The 17,817-nt window shown below is 38.9% G+C and carries 17 protein-coding genes; 14 read left to right on the forward strand and 3 right to left on the reverse strand.

Features of this window, described 5'->3' with window-relative positions; translation table 11 throughout:
• Positions 1-183 precede the first annotated feature (183 nt).
• Entirely contained in the window at positions 184-1,869 is a 1,686-nt protein-coding gene (locus tag IE222_RS02350; protein WP_191269288.1) for a hypothetical protein, read from the reverse strand.
• A 210-nt stretch (positions 1,870-2,079) separates the two neighbouring features.
• On the opposite strand from IE222_RS02350, the gene IE222_RS02355 reads away from it, so the two are divergent.
• The 7 genes from IE222_RS02355 (at position 2,080) to IE222_RS02385 (ending at position 9,355) form a co-directional block, all read left to right on the forward strand.
• Positions 2,080-3,105 (forward strand): Bug family tripartite tricarboxylate transporter substrate binding protein, encoded by a 1,026-nt coding sequence (locus IE222_RS02355; RefSeq protein ID WP_191269290.1) that lies wholly within the window; start codon positions 2,080-2,082, stop codon positions 3,103-3,105.
• 58 nt (positions 3,106-3,163) lie between these two features.
• Positions 3,164-3,616, forward strand: a complete 453-nt coding sequence (locus tag IE222_RS02360) for a tripartite tricarboxylate transporter TctB family protein (protein ID WP_191269292.1) — start codon at positions 3,164-3,166, stop codon at positions 3,614-3,616.
• A 28-nt stretch (positions 3,617-3,644) separates the two neighbouring features.
• Positions 3,645-5,171, forward strand: coding sequence for a tripartite tricarboxylate transporter permease (locus IE222_RS02365; RefSeq protein WP_191269294.1), 1,527 nt, complete (start codon positions 3,645-3,647; stop codon positions 5,169-5,171).
• 72 nt (positions 5,172-5,243) lie between these two features.
• Complete coding sequence (locus IE222_RS02370) at positions 5,244-6,854, forward strand: ATP-binding protein (protein WP_191269296.1); 1,611 nt, start codon at positions 5,244-5,246, stop codon at positions 6,852-6,854.
• Entirely contained in the window at positions 6,832-7,542 is a 711-nt protein-coding gene (locus IE222_RS02375) for a response regulator (protein WP_191269298.1), read from the forward strand. Before IE222_RS02370 ends, IE222_RS02375 begins: the two co-directional genes overlap by 23 nt.
• Positions 7,543-7,607: 65 nt before the next feature.
• Positions 7,608-8,468: a gamma-glutamylcyclotransferase family protein gene (locus IE222_RS02380; RefSeq protein ID WP_191269300.1), complete on the forward strand. Its 861-nt coding sequence runs from the start codon at positions 7,608-7,610 to the stop codon at positions 8,466-8,468.
• A 53-nt stretch (positions 8,469-8,521) separates the two neighbouring features.
• Positions 8,522-9,355, forward strand: a complete 834-nt coding sequence (locus IE222_RS02385; RefSeq protein WP_191269302.1) for a hypothetical protein — start codon at positions 8,522-8,524, stop codon at positions 9,353-9,355.
• A 94-nt stretch (positions 9,356-9,449) separates the two neighbouring features.
• On the opposite strand, the gene IE222_RS02390 is transcribed toward IE222_RS02385, so the two are convergent.
• Positions 9,450-9,965: a J domain-containing protein gene (locus IE222_RS02390; protein WP_191269304.1), complete on the reverse strand. Its 516-nt coding sequence runs from the start codon at positions 9,963-9,965 to the stop codon at positions 9,450-9,452.
• A 154-nt stretch (positions 9,966-10,119) separates the two neighbouring features.
• Here IE222_RS02390 and IE222_RS02395 point away from each other — a divergent pair, with 154 nt between their 5' ends.
• Both IE222_RS02395 and IE222_RS02400 read left to right on the forward strand, forming a co-directional pair.
• A complete protein-coding gene (locus IE222_RS02395; protein WP_191269306.1) occupies positions 10,120-11,145 on the forward strand; it encodes a threonine aldolase family protein in 1,026 nt (341 codons plus the stop codon).
• Positions 11,146-11,295: 150 nt separating this feature from the next.
• Positions 11,296-12,249, forward strand: coding sequence for a S8 family peptidase (locus tag IE222_RS02400; protein ID WP_191269308.1), 954 nt, complete (start codon positions 11,296-11,298; stop codon positions 12,247-12,249).
• 231 nt (positions 12,250-12,480) lie between these two features.
• Here IE222_RS02400 and IE222_RS02405 read toward each other — a convergent pair whose 3' ends face one another.
• Positions 12,481-12,744, reverse strand: a complete 264-nt coding sequence (locus IE222_RS02405) for a hypothetical protein (RefSeq protein ID WP_191269309.1) — start codon at positions 12,742-12,744, stop codon at positions 12,481-12,483.
• Between the two features lie 226 nt (positions 12,745-12,970).
• Between IE222_RS02405 and pssA the strand changes: the two genes are divergently transcribed.
• From pssA to abc-f, 5 genes are all read left to right on the forward strand, one after another.
• The gene (pssA, locus tag IE222_RS02410; RefSeq protein ID WP_191269311.1) at positions 12,971-13,462 is read left to right on the forward strand and encodes a CDP-diacylglycerol--serine O-phosphatidyltransferase; all 492 of its coding nucleotides are present in this window, start codon (positions 12,971-12,973) and stop codon (positions 13,460-13,462) included.
• A 146-nt stretch (positions 13,463-13,608) separates the two neighbouring features.
• Positions 13,609-14,538, forward strand: coding sequence for a glutaminase A (gene glsA / locus IE222_RS02415; protein WP_191269313.1), 930 nt, complete (start codon positions 13,609-13,611; stop codon positions 14,536-14,538).
• A 71-nt stretch (positions 14,539-14,609) separates the two neighbouring features.
• Positions 14,610-15,128 carry a CBO0543 family protein gene (locus tag IE222_RS02420; protein ID WP_191269315.1) on the forward strand — a complete coding sequence of 173 codons (519 nt, stop codon included), beginning with the start codon at positions 14,610-14,612 and terminating at the stop codon, positions 15,126-15,128.
• Positions 15,129-15,309: 181 nt separating this feature from the next.
• Positions 15,310-15,714, forward strand: a complete 405-nt coding sequence (locus IE222_RS26875; RefSeq protein WP_370464997.1) for a CBO0543 family protein — start codon at positions 15,310-15,312, stop codon at positions 15,712-15,714.
• Positions 15,715-16,105: 391 nt separating this feature from the next.
• Positions 16,106-17,734, forward strand: coding sequence for a ribosomal protection-like ABC-F family protein (abc-f, locus tag IE222_RS02425; RefSeq protein ID WP_191269317.1), 1,629 nt, complete (start codon positions 16,106-16,108; stop codon positions 17,732-17,734).
• Positions 17,735-17,817: the final 83 nt, after the last annotated feature.

Consider the following 17,817-nt stretch of genomic DNA (forward strand, 5'->3'; position numbering starts at 1 on the left):
CCCAAATATAGTATATACAGGTAAATCATACCATTTAGTAGATTTAGAAAATATGCACAAAAGTCACAATTTTCAGATAGTTATTAAGACCTAAAATGTGAATAGGAAGAGCTTGTGCTAGATTTGCTTTCAAAAAAATAGACCCCTTTGGTGTCAGGCGCCAAAAGGGGTCTATTAATAACATCAAGACTGTATAAATGGGTTGTTTTTCAAGTGTCCAGTGTGTTCTTTCATATAAAGATAGAATAGTTCGTAGCGGACCCAATTTTTCGGGAACTTGAAGGCAAGTTCGTTTTTATGATTGTAGATGAGGACATGTTTCTTGTCATAGGCTACTTTTTTAATCTCTGACATGCCGATGCTTTGCTGTTTGGTTCCTTCCGTTTTTACTAGCTGCTCACCGATAATCATAATCTTTCTTTTCTTATTTTTCGCCACTTCATAGAGACAAAATCCACCGCCAATTACGGTAAATAGAAGCGAAATAAGGATTGTACCGTATTCAAACCCAGTGAAAATTTCTCTAATCCAGTGAGTAATCAGCAAGGCAAGGAAGAACCAGGCGCCTTTGCTAAGTTTTGGGGAGCTTTCATAAAATATACTGCTTTCATATTCTTGAATTTCTTCGTCCCTTTTTTGGAAAAATTGCTGTTTATGACCTTCGATGGAAGCGGAATCAAATTCAACAAAATCTGTATAGCTGCCGTCCCAAAGATGGGCCGTATCATCGCCGTCCTCAAGCGCATAACCGCCTGCCCAGCCAACATACACATGATCATGTTCCTTAAACATCAATAAATAATACCTAAGCGGCTGTCCATGGGTATTTTCGCTATCCACCTTATCGATGATCTGAATGTTCTCAGGATAGCGGATTACCCCGTCCTCTTCCTCAGGCAAATTTATAATGGTAGAGAACAATCTTGTCTTTGCCAAATGCGGCTGTTTTCCTTCTAGGATGGGATACAGATGCTCTAAATTTTTATCCTTCAACTCCCAATAAACCATTTCAGCTGTTTCTATGTCATCCGCACATTGTAACAATGTACTTGCTTGATATGGAAGATTTTTTGAAATACAAACCAAGAGTGCTTCGGTTTTAAGAAAAGGATCCTGGAATTCAAGTGCTTCTTCAAGCTCCTTAACAATTTCCGGCGAAAAATAGTATTCCATTAAATGTAGAAATAGCCTCATCCGGCTTCGAACAATAAAGTAACTGTCCTTCCAAGCCGTATAGACGTACTTCGTTGTATAATCCTTATCAAATTTCAAGTATTCCAGTTTCTCTTTTTGATAATCTTTAAACAAAATAGGCAGCACTACATCTTTACGATAGCCTTGTTCGACTCCTGAATTGTTAAGCGATAACAGCAAATCATAAAGCATGAATTTATAATGTTCAGAATCTAGTTTTTCAAGTGTGGCATCAAGAATCCCTTTAATTAGCATCGGATATGAGGTTAACTCACGATAGGGAATAAGGAAATCATCTGTCTGCATCAAGCCAATAATTTTTTCCTCAAGGAAATAGAAAATTTCCTCATCCTCCGTCAAAAGCAACACCTCAATTGCGCGTTCCTTTGCCTGTATATCAAATCCGTCAAAATGCTTCATAAGACCTTCGATGACTTCTGGCTGCGGAAAATCGCAAACAAAATCAATTAAATAATAGGAAGGGTTGTCCCAATGGTCGACGCGTTCAGGAAATGGTGATGCAGCGGTCTTAATGATATCCTTTAAGACATCCATTTGAACCTCAATACCATCCTGCTGCTTATATTCAAAAAGCTGACCAAGTGCTTCATATCTAGCTTCCGGATTTTCACTTTTCACTTTCTTTAAAATACTGCGCAGTTTTGCTTCAATCAATTTGCTCACCCTGTCTTTGGGAATATTTAGTCTATTTTATTTCATTGAAGGAAGGTAGTCAACGCAATTTGCATGGAAACGCACCGCTCTTCTTTGTGAACATTATGAACAAAATGATTGTTAAGTTTTTAATGCTGTTTATAACTATAATCTATGATTCGCAATTTTTTTTTGTAATATTAAGAAAACGGTAACAAAGGGGGAAATGAAATGTTTTCAATTAAAAAATTTTCAGCCGTTATGTGTGCAGGTGCCTTGGCAATGAGCTTAGGAGCATGCAGCAATAAAGAATCAGCAGGACAAGCCAAGAAAGAGGATTCCGGCTATCCAAAGAAAGCGATTACAGTTGTTGCTCCTTCTGGTGCTGGAGGAGGCTGGGATTTAACAGCGCGTTCCTTTACAAAAGTGCTGAGTGAAACAAAGCTTGTAACACAACCATTGACAGTTGAGAATAAGCCAGGCGGCGGGGGAGCTGTGTTTATGGCCGAATATGCAACTCAGCAAGTATCCAATAACGAAATGCTTTTCGTTAATTCACCGCCTATTATCATTAACAACTTAAAAAAGGAAGGAAACAGTCCATACGGTTATAAAAATACAACACCGCTTGCCCAGTTAACAAAGGACTTCGGTGCCATTGTAGTGAAAGCTGATTCAAAATACAAAGATCTGAAATCTGTATTGGAAGAGGTAAAGAAGGATCCTAGCAAACTTACATTTGCCGGTGGTTCGGCTCCAGGTTCCATGGACCATTTAATATCTATTCTTCCTGCCTATAAATATGGAGTTGATCCAACCAAAATAAAATACGTTTCCTATGATGGAGGCGGGGAAGCCATTACAGCGCTGCTTGGCGGAAATGCGGATGTCATTGGTACTGATGCCTCGAGCGTGAAGGAGTTTTTAAAGGCTGGTAAGGTTCGAGTTTTAGCTGTGACATCAACTGGGAGGTTAGCTGGTGAGTTTAAAGATGTTCCAACAGCAAAAGAACAAGGTGTCGATGCCGAATTCACCATTTGGCGCGGTGTGTTTGGTCCGGAAAAAATGTCTAAGGAAGCAAGAGTCTATTGGGAAAAGACAATCGATAAGCTTGTGAAATCGGATGAGTGGAAAAAAGAAGTTGAGACACAGGGATGGGAATTAGAATATAGGAACAGTGAAGATTTCAAAAAGTTTTTAGAGGATCAAAATCAACAAGTTCAGCAGTTGTTAGAAGCGCTTGGTATGAAAAAATAAAAATTAGCGGGAAGGAGTAACTTTCTCCTTCCTTATTTTTTCCTAAGGGGGAGTAAAAATGACTATCAAATTTGACAGAATTGCGGCTGTGGCGTTTCTTGTTGTCGGGGTTCTATTTATGGTCGCGAGCAAGCAGCTATCCAGCACGTCATATGGAAGTGTTGTCGGTCCCGATATCTTTCCGTTCATTCTTGGAATTATACTCGTCTTATTAAGTATCCGTTTATTTTTTGAATCCCTTACCAGCAGTCCGGGAGAGGGCAAAAAGGAATCTATTCAATACAAACCCTTCTTAATCATTTTAGCTGCTACATTGGTCTACATTTTAACGTTAGAAATTGTTGGGTATGTCATTACCACCTTTTTGTTCTTGTGTATTTGCTTTCAAACAATGGAACGGTCAAAGTGGGTTACGTCTCTCATCATTTCTGCAGCATTTTCAGGAGTTGTCTATGTCTTATTTGTGGAAGTATTGAAGGGTACGCTTCCAGGCTGGCCAATCTGGTTTTAACAGCAATTAAAGAAAGGAGGAAAATCTTTTGAGTACACTTGAATATTTATTTCAAGGATTTGGAACAGCACTTATTTGGTATAATCTCATTTTTGCCTTCGTCGGGGTGTTAATTGGCACGGCAGTCGGTGTTTTGCCTGGAATAGGTCCAATGAGCGGGGTAGCACTCCTGATTCCGGTCACAGCTTCTATCACTGGCGGGCTGCCGCCCGAGCAAGCGGCGACAAGCGCGATTATTCTCCTAGCAGGCGTTTATTATGGAGCAATGTATGGCGGTTCTACTACTTCTATTCTATTAAATACACCGGGAGAATCCTCTTCGGTAGTAACGACATTAGACGGATACCAGATGGCGAAGAAAGGGAGAGCGGGAAGTGCTTTATCGATCGCTGCTATTGGCTCCTTTGTGGCAGGGATTGTGACAATCGTTGCGTTGATTGTCTTGGCAAAGCCATTATCCAATGTAGCTTTAAAATTTGGTCCGGCAGAATATTTTTCGTTAATGCTATTAGGTCTTGGAGCAGTCAGCGGGTTAGCTGGAAAATCGGTTACTAAAGCATTAATTATGACAGTTTGCGGGTTATTGCTTGGAACGATTGGGATCGACAACGTTTCGGGAATTGCCCGGTTCACCTTCGATGTTCCATGGCTATACCAAGGAATTGAATTTTTAACCATCGCAGTAGGACTGTTTGCACTGGGTGAGGTATTTAAGACAATTTTAGAAAAAGAAGAGGAAGACATGGAAATTGCTCGAATCAATAATTTGCTTCCATCAAAAGAAGAGTTTAAAGAATCAGCAGGACCCATTGCCCGTGGTTCTATCCTAGGTTTCTTTGTCGGTATCTTACCGGGAGCCGGGGCAACGCTGGCCTCCTTCTTTTCTTATATTCTCGAGAAAAAGATTTCCAAAAACCCTTCAAAATTTGGTACGGGAGCCATTGCTGGGGTTGCGGCACCGGAATCTGCGAATAATGCGGCGTCTGGCGGTGCGATGATTCCCTTATTGACATTAGGAATACCTGGTTCGGGTACCACTGCCATCTTAATGGGAGCATTAATGATGTACAATGTCCAGCCTGGGCCATTATTATTTGAGGATCATCCACAGGTTGCCTGGGGTTTGATCGCAAGTATGTTCATCGGAAATATTATGCTATTAATCTTAAATCTGCCGTTAGTTAAGGTGTTTGCCAAAATCATTCAGACACCAAAGAAATATTTGCTGCCGATGATTATCGCGATTTCGATATTTGGCGTGTATGCGGTACAAGTGTCGACAAACGATCTATTGCTTTTATTAGCATGCGGCATTCTCGGTTATTTCTTTAGTAAACATGACTATCCGATCGCCCCGCTTGTGCTTGGGCTAGTGTTAGGACCGATGATTGAGAATAATCTAAGAAGAGCGTTAACCATCTCAAATGGAGAATATAGTGTATTTGTTACCCGTCCGATTTCTTTAGCCTTTCTACTGATCACCGTCCTTTGGCTGGTTGTCCCATTCCTGATGAAAAAAAGAGGCAAAGAAGTCGTGATAAATATAGAAGGATAGGTTTCAGAAGATTACGAAAAACTCCTTTTTAACAGGAGTTTTTTTTTATATGATAGGGATAGAGGTGTTTTAATGAGGTTACATACGAAATTAATGCTAGGAATATCCATACTCATCATTGTGCTTGGTACGATTATAGAATTTACTTTCAAAAATATTATGGAAACTAACTTGAAACATGAAATCGGCTTGAAAGCTTTATCGGTTGCGGAATCCATTTCCAATATGCCCGCAATTGAATCTGCTTTTCATACAAAAAATCCAGCAGCGATTATTCAACCAATTGCTGAAAAAATTCGCAAGGACGTTGGGGCAGAGTTCATTGTGATTGGTAACCGAAGCGAGATTCGTTATTCACACCCCAATCCCAAACGCATTGGGCAGAAAATGGTAGGGGGAGATAATGACCGTGTATTTAAAGGGGAATCGGTCATCTCGGAATCTACGGGAACGCTTGGTCCTTCACTTCGAGGCAAAGCACCGATTTTTAATGGGGATACGGTAATTGGTGTCGTTTCTGTCGGATATCTTCAAACGGATATTGAAACAGAAGTGGCCAAAGTGCAGAAAAAAATCTTTGTCGCAACGGTTATCATTTTATTGGGCGGAATCTTGGCGGCATACTTAATCTCTATAAATATCAAAAGAGCCATTTTTGGATTGGAACCAAAGGAAATTGCCTGGATGTATCAAGAAAAACATGCGATTCTAGAGTCGATACATGAAGGGATTATCGCTATTGATACGGAAGGGCGGATTACGGTCGTTAATGAAACCGCCCACACTATTTTGAAGACGCCGCTCGAAATTCTGCTGCGAGGAAAAAGAATTGAAGAGGTACTGGAAAATACGCATCTTCTTGACGTTGTCCGAACAGGAAAAGCAGAATATGATCAGGAGATTTTGATTGCCGGAGAAGTGTACTTAGCCAATCGTATTCCTTTTTTTAATAATAAAAAAGAGGTTATAGGAGCGGTGGCAAGCTTTCGCAATAAATCCGAGCTTGCTAATCTCTTAAAGGAATTATCCCATATTAAAACCTATGCGGAAGGCTTGCGTGCCCAAACCCACGAATATTCAAACCGGATGTACACCTTGTTAGGCTTGATTCAGCTTGGGTCCTATAAAGAAGCGATGGATTTTATCTCGAAGGAAGTAGATGTTGCTCAGGGATTCATTCACTTTTTAATGAAGGAAGTGCCGGATCCTATTCTGGCAGCCTTTATTTTAGGGAAATCGAGTTTAGCAAGTGAGTTAAAAATTGATTTTTCAATTGATCGAGAGAGCAGTTTTAAAGATGTACCGGTAGAAATTAGCAGAGATGCATTGGTAACCATCATAGGGAATCTGGTGAATAATGCTTTTGAGGCGGTAAGGGAAAATGAAAAGCTAGACAAGAAGGTTACCCTGTTTTTAACAGATCTCGGTAAAGAATTAATTATTGAAGTCGAAGATAACGGAATGGGAATAGATGAGAGTGCAAATAATATGATATTTAAAAATGGCTTTACAACGAAGGATACAGGCCGTAATGCTGGGATTGGCTTAAGCTTAGCAGAAAAGGCAATTACTGAATTAAGCGGCACGATTACGTTTTCATCTGACATTGGAAAAGGTACCATTTTTACAGTAGCAATACCAAAAAGCAGGGGGAAGTTGCATGAAGGGGAATCGGGATATTGAAGTGTTAATTGTTGAGGATGACCTAAGAGTTGCGGAAATCCAAAAACGCTTTCTTGAACAGATTGAAGGTTTTCAAACAGTTGGAATTGCCGCTAGCTATGCAGAGGCAAAAACCTTAATAGAGATTCTGCAGCCAGATTTGCTCTTGCTGGACATTTTTTTCCCAGATATGAACGGCCTGGACTTATTGAAAGAAACAAAACAGCAAGCGAAACAAATGAACGTCATTATGATTACAGCTGCGAAAGAGATTCATAAAGTTCAAGAAGCAATAAGTATCGGTGTATTTGATTACATCATAAAACCAGTTGTTTTCGAGCGTTTTAAACAATCATTACTACGATATCAGGATTTTCATAGAAAGCTAGTTCAATTGGAGGAAGAAGGTGTCTATGTCACACAGCAGCAGGTAGACAGGCTGCTGCGAAAAGAAATTGAAGTAAGCAGCAGTATTGAAAAGTCTTATCTGCCAAAAGGAATTGATCCGCGCACACTTGAAAAGGTACTAGAGGTGTTAGGCAGAGAAGTAAGCGGCCTAACAGCTGAAATTGTTGCGAAAAAAATTGGAATCAGTCGAACTACTGCCAGGCGCTATTTAGAGCATCTAGTTGCTGAGGAAAAAATAGAAGCTGATTTAGCATATGGAACTGTAGGCAGACCGGAGCGTGTGTATATTGTTAATGCTTAATATCTTATAAAATTTTTTTACAAGGTTGTTAAGAGAAATTTATCTTATTGAAGGAGAGAAGCAGATTGACGAAACATCTCGTGTTTGTTTATGGCACATTAAGGAAGCATGAAGGAAATCATGGATTATTGCTCGGAGCGGAGTGTGTTAGGAGACAGTGCTGGACGAGAGGGAGGATGTTTGATTCAACATTAGGGTACCCCTTTTTAGCTGCTTCAGAAGAAAATAAAGTCTACGGTGAGCTTTATAAGGTAGATGATCGGCAGCTACAAGCACTTGATGGGCTTGAGGGCTATTACGGTCCCGGGAAAAATAACTACTACAATAGGGGCGAACAGCTAATTCATACGGATACAGAAAGCTATATGGCATTTGTTTATACTCTTCCTGAAGACCAAGAGCCGCAAAACATGCGGCAGATTGAAGACGGAGACTGGTGTGTCGATCGGTTTCTAAGGGAGCAAAACCAATCATATTATTATTTTGCTTATGGAAGCTGTATGGACCATGAGCGATTCCAGCAGGCCGGGGTGGATCATTTTTTTCAAAAAGTAATAGGCAAGGGTGTCCTTGATGGTTACCAATTGCAGTTTACAATAAGGTCACTTGATGGAGGAAGGGCTGACATTGTAGAAAAAGGAGGAACCGTTGAGGGCATTGTCTATGAAATTCCGGCAGAAGCGCTAGCGTATTTATACCGAAGAGAGGGTGTGAGCGTTGGCTGTTATCGGCCGGCGGTGATAGAACTCACAATCAATGGTACCGTGGTTAAAAACGTATTGACATTTATCGTTGTGAACAAAGAAGAGGAATCGGCTCCTCCTGAACATTATGCTGAAGAAATATTCCGCGGTGGCAGCGGCTATTTAAGTGATAGCTATCTTGCTGATTTAAATCTGCGCATAGAAGAACTGCGAACTAGATAAGAAAAAACTCGAAAAAATAGATTGACTTTACCTCGGTTTAGGAGGGAATCACCATGAAGAAGTTAAAATATTGGGGAGTGGCGGCGGTAATTAGCTTGGTAATCGGGACGGCATGTTGGTGGGCTATATCAAAGGTGAACGAGCATAATGACCCGCTCAACAAATCTGACGCATTTGTGTATAGTGATAACGGCTTTCTTTATTGGTTTGAGCTGACTAGTAAAAGAGGGAAAGTCGAGGGAAAACTTCACCAACTGAGATTCATAGAAAAAGCCGGGAAAGCACCGTTAAAGGATGAGAAGATTTACAATCTGATTGGTGAAACAACCGAAAAAGGATATAAATTAAAGGTGAATAATGGCACGGAAATGATGACATATGAGGCTTGGTTTACCGGACCGCATCTTTCAATCCAAAAGCAAGGTGAAAAAGATATCAAATTATACAACCCCGTTAATCAGGAAGAACTCAAAGGGTATGTAAGTGCATTAAAAGACTACGACGCGGAAGAAAAGGAAAATAAACGACTAAGAGAATTTTTTTCTAAGCTTCGTAATGTTTACGGATATCTTTACACCGCTAAGGACGGCTCGTTTCAATTGTTCGTCAAAATCGATGAAGCCTTGCTCGAAGGCGAAATAACTGGTTCTCTTCTCATGATGGATGACAAGGGGAAAGAAAAAAGGTATGTATTAAATGGAATAACAGATGGGCAAATGGTGAAGTTCTTTATTAATGCAGACGGGAAAACAACCGAGTTGGAAGGGGATTTCCATAAAGGAGCCACTAGATTGGACCTGTCGTTTTGGACAACGGACCAAAAACTCTCGTTTCATGAAGTTACTAAGGAAGAATTTAAACAGTATTACGAGGAATTTAAAAATTAGCAGGCCACAAAAACAGAACCGTAAGCGACAAATAGTCCCGATCTTCTTGAAAGCTGGGGACTATTTGTCGTTACATTGAGTAGACAGAACAATCCTACTTTACTTTCGTGTAATGCTCATAAAACACCCGGAAAAGCCGGTCATCGCCGCCGTGGTCGGGATGGAGTGCCTTAAGTAGTTTTTTAAACTCTTTCTTGATTACGTCCTTGTCGGTATCTGTTTCTAATCCTAATATGTCCGTATATGCAAGGGGAGGGGATTCCGTAAGTGCATATTCTGCCTGCAGCATTCTTTTTAAACCGCGCACTTTGGTTTGCTCGATGCGAACTTTTACCTTCAATTCCTCGTTTTCCGCTTTTAATCGTTTGTTATCTTGAAATGTTTTTTCCCATTGCTGATAATCGATGCCGTATTTCTTACTGCGGTCCGCTATCTGTTTTTTCAAAATAAATGCTGCTATATCAATAGGATGAATGACATAATCTACATTTAAACTTTTACTTCGTTTTGCTTTCAGTTTACCGTTAAGAATCAAGCGTATAACATCTTGTTCGGAATTTATGATGCCTTCAGATTTTAATAGTTCAGTTGCTTCCTTTAAATTCAACATGAAATCATCTCACAATTACTATGTGCTAACATCAATCTATCATATAAAAATCTCTATTTGTTTTACTGATTTATGTTATTTTTATTAAAAATTCGTTTCGGAAAATATGTTACGATAAAATAAAAGGAAAAAAGGAAAACGGGGGCAACGATTCATGTATAGCTTTAAAAATGATTACAGCGAAGGCGCACATCCAAGAATATTGCAAGCTTTAGTTGATTCCAATCTTGAGCAGGAAGATGGCTACGGTGAAGATCGATTTTCGCAGAAAGCAGTGGAGCTTATTAAGGAAAGGCTTGGACGAAAAGATGTGGATATTCACCTGTTAGCAGGGGGAACTCAGACAAATCTTACGACGATATCCGCATTTTTAAGACCTCACGAGGCAGCCATCGCCGCTAATTCCGGCCATATTTTTACGCATGAAACAGGTGCGATTGAAGCAACAGGTCATAAGGTGTTATCGATTGAAACTGAGGATGGGAAATTAACACCGTTGCTGGTCAAAACAGTTCTCGATTATCATACTGATGAGCACATGGTAAAACCAAAGCTGGTTTACATATCGAATTCTACTGAAATTGGAACGATTTATAAGAAAGAGGAGCTGCGGAGGTTAAGTGAATTCTGCCGTGAGCGAGATTTAATTTTGTATATGGATGGGGCGAGACTGGGGTCCGCACTTTGTTCAGAAGAAAATGATATCGAGTTATGTGATATTCCTTCATTTGTTGATGCTTTTTATATTGGCGGCACAAAGAATGGTTCTTTGATGGGCGAAGCATTGGTTATTTGCCGAGAAGCGCTTAAAGGAGATTTTCGTTATCATATTAAACAAAAGGGAGGACTTTTGGCTAAAGGAAGGCTTTTAGGAATCCAGTTTTATGAACTTTTTCGGGATAATTTGTTTTTTGATTTGGCCGAGCATGCCAATAAAATGTCGGGTTTGCTTGCGGCTGAACTTAGCAAAGTGAATATACAATTTCTAACACAATCACCATCCAACCAAATTTTTCCGATCCTGCCGAATGAAGTGATAACAGCATTACAAAAGAACTATGGTTTCCATATTTGGGAAACGGTCAACACAGACCACTCAGCCATTCGCCTTGTAACTTCCTGGGCAACGAGAGAAGAGGCCGTTCTAGCATTTATAGACGATTTGAAAAAACTATATTAGGTTTGGTGCCTGATACTCATTTTGGTGTCAGGCACTTTTAATAGGAAAAATAGAAAAATAATCCAAAGGCACCTTTTTTGTTACATTCAGAATTGATAGACTATTAGTAACATCAGGGGTGACTTCGAATAAACCTTAGGAGGGAAAAAGATGGAGCAAAAAATGCGTTTAATTCCGTACCGATTCATTGCAGAGGTTGAAGAAGCAGCCGAGGTGCCAACAGGGGTAGAAATGATTCAAGCCCCGAAAATTTGGGAAAGAACGAAAGGAAAGGGAATTACGGTCGCCATCTTAGATACCGGATGTGATGGTACCCATCCTGATTTGAAAGATAGAATCATTAGCGGTCGGAATTTTACCAATGATGACAACAGCAATCAAGATATTTACCGTGATTATAATGGCCACGGCACACATGTTGCTGGAACCATAGCGGCAGCCGAAAATCAAAACGGTGTCGTTGGAGTTGCTCCTGAAGCGAATCTACTAATTGTTAAGGTATTGGATAAACATGGTTCCGGCCAATATGAATGGATTATCAATGGAATCCATTTTGCGATTGAGCAAAAGGTAGATATCATCTCAATGAGCCTTGGCGGTCCAGTTGATGTACCAGCCTTACGTGAAGCGATCCAGAAGGCTGTTGCCAATAATATTTTGGTTGTTTGCGCGGCAGGAAATGAAGGGGACGGACAAGATTCTACAGATGAACTAGGTTATCCTGGAGCGTATAACGAAGTCATAAGTGTCGGTGCTGTAAATCTTGAACGACGTATATCTGATTTTAGCAATTCAAATAAAGAGTTAGATTTAGTCGCACCTGGGGAAAAAATTTTATCCACCTACTTAAATGGCAAATACGCCAAACTAAGCGGAACATCAATGGCCACTCCCCATATATCTGGTGCACTGGCACTTATCAAGGCTCTCAGCAACGAAACCTTTGAAAGAAATCTCACCGAGCCTGAACTATACGCCCAGCTAATCAAGCGAACCATCCCCCTAGGAAACTCGCCAAAACTCGAAGGGAACGGTATGGCCTACTTAACCGCACCAGAACACTTGAAAAAAATATTCGAACAGAAAGAAACAGTCGAAGCTTAAACTAAGTGGTGTCAGGCACCATAAAAAGACACGATTCCACCTCGGGAGGACAGTGAAAACTGTAAGTGAATTGTAGCCTGTTTTTTTAAAAGTATATACATGTATTAATTCAAATAAATAAGCACTTTTAAAAGCAGAGCGAATCGTGAACAGCTCTGCTTTTTTTGATGAAAAGGGAAGGGGGCATTTATAAAAATTATTTTTTGAGTTGTGACTGTTTACAAAAAATCCTTAAATTGTTAAGGTCAAATGCGGTTTACTAAAGTGACTTGTACCCCCGCTGCCCACTAATATATAACCGTTTTTTGGAAATACCACTAGTCTACTTGTGCCATCGGAAAGTAAAAGTTCTACTGTAGCCTTATCTTTCAGCGCAACATATTTGACATAACCGGTTGAAGTAATCGTTGTATCCCAGTTATTATCAAACTCTGCTCTTAACACACGATTAGAATAAGTTTGATTTGACTGTGTTTTTGTTCTTGAATTCTTCATTTTCATCAGCCCTCCTTTACGGTATGCGCGCATTAAAATATGCACAATATTTTATGCACCATAGAAAAATTAGAATGGACAAGAATCACCCTTTTCTAAAATTTTTCATACATATGTATATATTCGTGTGTTTAAAATCGATAGGAATGTTAACCATTCATTAGAATAATGAAAGAATATATAGAAAATGCTAATAAGAGGCTTGTCAATGTACAGGAGGTCAACTATGTTTAAACAAATTATAAAAGTAGTACCTAATATATTTACACTTGGAAATTTATTATGTGGTGTGCTTTCCATTACGCTAAATATGAGCGGCTTTATCGAAACAGCCGCTATTTTAATATTTTTTTCAGGCGTTTTTGATCTTCTTGACGGAAGGATTGCAAGAAGGTTGAAGGTAAACAGTGAAATGGGAGTGCAGCTCGATTCTTTAGCCGATATAGTAAGTTTTGGGGTTGCTCCTGCCCTTCTATTCCATTCGATCGCACCAACTTCCGTTTTGACTTCTTTGGCATTTATACTTTTCCCAATAATGGGCGCATTACGTTTAGCAAAATTTAATGTGAAACCGACCATCGGGTATTTTAATGGTTTGCCTATTCCGGCTGCCGGACTGCCGTTGGCCGGGATGGGATTCTTTTCATATAGTAATGCGTGGATTACGTTACTCCTGGCTCTTTTAATGGTAAGTCCTATTAAAGTGAAGAAACTTTAATAGAAGGAGTCTTCACGACCGAAGCACTGTAAAAAACAAGCGCAGGTTTACGAAGAAGTTCTACACGACAAGAAAGAAGGAGTCTATGTGGATCAAGAGTTAAAAAAACGAGTAAGGCAACGAGTAAACTACTGGCGGTGATGAAGATGCCTTGTCAATCAAGTGGTGAATTAAAAGAATTAGTACTTGAAGCGAAGAAATGCGCTAAAAAGGGAAAGGTTGCAGATTATATTCCCGCACTCGGAAAAGCAAATCCTAACGATTTATCAATTGCAATTCATTATCCAGAAGGGAACTGTATACAGGCAGGAGACATAGAGAAAAAATTTACGCTGCAAAGTATTTCAAAAGTAATCAGTCTAGCTCTGGTCTTAATGGACAGGGGAGCAGATTATGTATTTGAACGAGTGGGGATGGAACCGACTGGAGACCCATTTAATTCAATTGCCAAACTTGAAACGATGGTGCCGGCTAAACCATTGAATCCAATGATAAACGCCGGAGCATTGGTTGTAACGCATATGATCAAAGGGAATACAGTGGAAGAGAGGCTAGATAGGCTGTTATCTTTTATACGGGACTTAGTAGGAGATGCTTCTGTTAGCTACAACGAAGAAGTGGCCCAGTCAGAATACGAAACGGCAAACCTAAACCGTGCGCTTATCTATTTTTTAAAACAGCATAAGGTAATCAATGAAGATGTAGAAACGTTAATTGATTTATACACAAAACAGTGCGCCATAGAAATGAACTGTTACGATCTAGCAAAAATCGGCTTAGTTTTTGCAATGGACGGGATTGATCAGGAAAAAAACAAACGAATCATGCCAGTTGATATTGCTCGAATTTGTAAAACCTTCATGGTAACCTGCGGAATGTACAATGCTTCAGGAGAATTTGCTATTAAAGTAGGGATTCCTTCCAAAAGTGGAGTATCAGGAGGCATTATGGGAGCAGTCCCAGGCAGATTTGGAATTGGAATTTTCGGACCAGCATTAGATCAAAAAGGAAACAGTATCGCAGGAATTAAATTATTGGAGCTGTTATCTAAAAATTATCAATTAAGCATGTTTTAGCTTTTGGCGAACAGTGAAATACTGTTCGCTGTTTTGTACTTAGACAAAAAGAAAAATACGGAGCTGATTAAATGCATTTAATTTTTAATGCTTTGTTTTTAGGTGCAGGGCTAAGATGGGGTGACTGGAAAAACTGGAAGAGGTACCATTCTACAATATTGTTCTTATGGTTTGGGGACTTGCTTTATAACATACTTTGTTATGAGTATAAAATGTGGGAATATAACGAGAGTATAATGGCTGAAAATCTCCTTTCTAACCATACCGTTATTTCATTATTAATCATGTTTGTTGCCTACCCGGCAACTATTTTGATTTACTTAGGACAATTTCCAAAAGAAACTTCTAAAAGTATCATTTGGATTTTATGCTGGGTAGCTTTATATTCATTAATTGAATATATAAATTTACGATATTTAGATTTAGTTTCCCATCACCATGGTTGGACAATTGGATGGTCCATATTATTTAATGTAATGCTTTTTCCCATGCTTCGACTGCATTACAAAAAGCCAATGATAGCTATGCTAGTTTCTATTCCAATTGTTCTGTTTTTCGTAATATATTTTAATGTACCAATCATTGATTAATTGGCCGGACTAATTGTAATAAGAAGACTTTATTTCAAGCATGAATTGCTGTTAAAAAAAAAGCACATCCTATAGACAAGAAAGAGGTGTGTCCATTGCGTAACATGAAAATATTAAGAATTCTTTTATATATAGGCTTAGGCAGTTTTCCATTTATTTTGAAAAAGCAACCAATAAAGGATTGGTCTTCTGCATTAAAGCCTTTTATTCTGGATTTATCGATTCTTTCGTCGTATCCCATAAAAAAGTTGTATACCCAGTACGGTTATTACCAAATGTTTTTCATATTAATATTTTGTTCGATCTTCTGCTTTTCCCAATTGTATGTGTTCTTTATAATAAGCTAACGTATCGAACAAGTTTACTGAAAACAGTATCGTCAGTATTCATTTTTAGTACTCCGATTTTACTTGGTGAGATTTGGGCTGAAAAAAATACTAAATTAATTAAGTATAAGAATAATTGGTCTTGGGCTCATTCCTTCGAATCGCTAACAGTATCCTTTTGGTTTGTACGAGCAACAATGGCCTTGCTCAGAAGGCTTGATAAAACGACAAAAGAAGCATATGAAGCAGAAAGCCTTTAGATGGCAGATTCAAGGTCGCATTGGCCTCATTATCTTAACCATTAACGGTATATACGCGAACTGGATTAAGAAATTAAAAGACTTATGGCAATAATTAGGCTATTTTAATTTGGAATTTAATGTTATAATAGTGCCAACTTGTTAAGAAGGGAATGTGGGTGGACGATGATTAACTAATCTTATTTTACTCGATCAATCGTATAGTACGATTAACGAAAAATAGGATTAGTCTGCCCAATTTTCATATATTCGAAAGAATGGTCTGTTAAAAACGGGCTTATTTTTGCACGAAATTTGTAGGCTAATCCTTCCAATTAAACTTGGGAGGATTTTTTACGTTCAACAACTTTTCGGTAATGCTCTTTAATCCTCCCGGAAAGCAGGGATATGAATGAAAGAAATATTAAAAATACAAAATCTACGATGTACAATCGAAGAAATAACTCTATTTGAGGCAGCTGGATTACAAGTTAAAAGTAATGAGATAATCGGAATTATTGGAAAAAATGGAGCCGGCAAATCAACGTTGTTAAAAATGATTGCGGGTGAAATAAAACCGGCATCAGGTATAGTAGATTGGAAACAAAGAATGGACGTAGAGTTTGTATTACAAGAACTAGCAGAATTTGCAAATCAACAGGTTAATCCTAATGAGCAGGAGCTTTTAGCAAAGCTCTCGGTCCCATTGAAGGATTATGAATCGTTAAGTGGCGGAGAGAAACTGAAGGCACGGTTGGCAAGAGGATTTGCACAAAATGCCGGAATATTGCTTTTGGATGAACCTACAAATCATTTGGATGAGGCCTCGGTACAACTATTAATTAGCTTAATGCATAATTATAAAGGGGTAATTATCATTGCCACGCATGATCGTTATTTTCTAGATCAAGCGGCAACAAAAATATGGTCGATTGAGGATAAAAATATCCTAGAGTTTGAAGGGAATTATTCAGCTTATATCACATATAGGAATGAAAAACGACAGGCTCAGCAGCATGCATATAATGTACAACAAAAGCAGATTAAACAAGTTGAAGCACAGCTGAAAAAACTAAGCTCATGGTCAGAAAAAGCGCATAATCAATCGACTCAGAAAGAGGGGTTTAAGGAATATTACCGTGTCAAAGCTAAACGAACGGATGCACAAGTAAAATCCAAACAGAAACGGTTAGAAAAAGAGTTAGAGAAATCAAAGGTAGAACGGTTAAAACCGGAATATACGGTTCAATTCACATTGCCTCAGAATCAAAGGAGAGGAAAGCGTCTGATTGAAATCAAGGATTTACGGAAAGTTTTCAACAAAGAGTTATTGTTTGAGGGAGTAAACTTAACGATCCAATCAGGAGAAAAGATTGTTTTAGCGGGACCAAATGGCAGCGGCAAAACCACACTATTGAAAATCCTAATGGAAAGAGAAACAGCTGAGGGGTACATTTGGAAATCACCGGCAGTAAAAATTGGGTATTTGACACAAGAAGTGTTCGATTTACCTTTAGAGCAAACACCAGAACAATTCTTTTACAAAGAAAGCTTTGATGAACGTGGAAAAGTGCAAAATGTAATGAAGCATTTAGGCTTCAATGCTGGACAATGGACGGAAACAATTGCGAATATGAGTATGGGTGAACGAGTAAAGTGCAAATTAATGCAATTAATCCTTGAGGAAAAAGATTTATTACTATTAGATGAACCAACCAACCATCTCGACTTACCATCAAGAGAGCAGCTGGAACAAACACTTGTGGAGTATAACGGTACAGTCCTTGTCGTATCCCATGATCGCTATTTCATTGAAAAAATAACAAACAAAAAGTGGATGATTGAGGATAAGAAGATACGAACTCCTATTGTTGAAAGCAAAAGGGCTGAGGAACTGGAAACACACCGCCTCCAGCTTGAAAATGAAAAACAGGAAATACTAGGAAAATTAAGTTCACTAACAAAAAAAGATGAAACCTACAATAGGCTCGACCAAAGGTTCAATGAAATTATAAAAGAGCTGCTGAAAATAAATTCCTAAACACGAGGGTGTCCCAAAAGTAGATAATTTTTAGGGACATTCCCTCTTTTGTTTATGTACTTTGAAATTGGTCTGTTGATTTC

The sequence above is a fragment of the Neobacillus kokaensis genome (genome assembly GCF_014656545.1).
Taxonomy (GTDB): Bacteria; Bacillota; Bacilli; order Bacillales; family Cytobacillaceae; genus Neobacillus; species Neobacillus kokaensis.